This is a genomic window from Gordonia sp. i37 (genome assembly GCF_002043085.1).
GTDB classification, from domain to species: domain Bacteria; phylum Actinomycetota; class Actinomycetes; order Mycobacteriales; family Mycobacteriaceae; genus Gordonia; species Gordonia polyisoprenivorans.
Genome location: NZ_MVPX01000681.1, coordinates 1 through 1,277, shown reverse-complemented (window position 1 = coordinate 1,277; position 1,277 = coordinate 1). Strand labels below are relative to the sequence as shown.

The 1,277-nt window shown below is 66.2% G+C and carries 1 protein-coding gene; it reads left to right on the top strand.

Translation table 11 applies throughout. The annotated features are described in order from the left end of the window. A partial coding sequence (locus B1964_RS29570; protein WP_079932315.1) for an HNH endonuclease signature motif containing protein occupies positions 1-1,277 on the top strand: 1,277 nt, incomplete at both ends.

Below are 1,277 nucleotides of genomic sequence, written 5' to 3'. Positions count from 1 at the left end.
ACCGAACAGTTGATCACCCGCGTCACCGTCCAAGGTGATCGGCAGATCGTCGAATTCTCCGACCGCCACCTCGCCCGCGAGTACGGGTTCGGGTCGATCACCGACGCCATGATCGGCTTGTTGCGGATCTCGGAACCGTGGCGGCGGTGGAAACAACTGAAAGCGACCGCCACCTTCCACACCTTTACCGGTGAGGTTGCCGCCCCCAAATATCCAGCACTCGCCGAAGCGATGGCGTCCGGGGCGGCCGGCCCCTCCCACGCGGCGGTGGTGATCGACGTCCTCGACCGCATCCCCACGAAAGTCCCGTTCGACGAGAAAATGTCGGCCGAGGCCACGATGGCCGGGTTCGCCCGCACCCACCCCCCGTCCGATCTCCGGATTTTGGGGGCACGGGTGTTGGCGCACCTCGACCCCGACGGCCAACTGACCGACGATTCGGATCGGCAACGCCGCCGCCAAATCCGCATCGGCCGGCAAGACGCGCAGAAAATGAGTGGCCTGTCGGGGAAGATGACCCCCACCTTGACCGCGCACCTCGAAGCGGTGTTGGCGATGTGGGCGGCCCCCGGAATGAACAACCCCGCCGATCCGGAGTCTCCGACCGGCAGTCGTGAGGATGCCGACCCCGACGCGTTGGCGGTTGCCGCATCGCGGGATCGCCGTGATCAGGTGCAACGCAACCACGATGCGTTGGAAGCGGTCCTGCGCGCCGGGTTGGATGTGGGTCTCGGCCCGCAGTCGCATCGCGGGCTGCCGCCGCATCTGATCATCAAAGCCACCCTGTCGGAGTTGATCGCGCAAACCGGGATGGGAGTGAGCGCGACCGGCACCCTGCTGCCGATCCGCGATGTGATCGCACTCGCGGCCCAGTGCCAGCCGTGGTTGGCGGTGTTCGACGACCACACGAACCTTCCCCTGTATTTGGGTCGGGCGCGGTTGGCGAGTCAAGGGCAGCGGATCGCGTTGTTCGCCAAAGACGGTGGCGAGTACTGCTCGTTTCCCGGATGTACCCAGCCCGCCGCGCACGTCGAAATCCATCACGCCACCAAAGATCACGCGAAAGGCGGGCTCACCAACATCGGTGACCTCGCCCCCGCCTGCGGGAAACACAACCGCATGGTCGGCGACAAACCCGGACAGTACACCACCGGGATCTACCGCGACGGGCCGTGGGCCGGACGATGCTGGTGGCGCAAAAACACCCCGGTCGGGGCAGCCGAACCGAACCCGAAACGCACCAACGCGCTACCCGACGTCGGCACCACCTTCCGCGC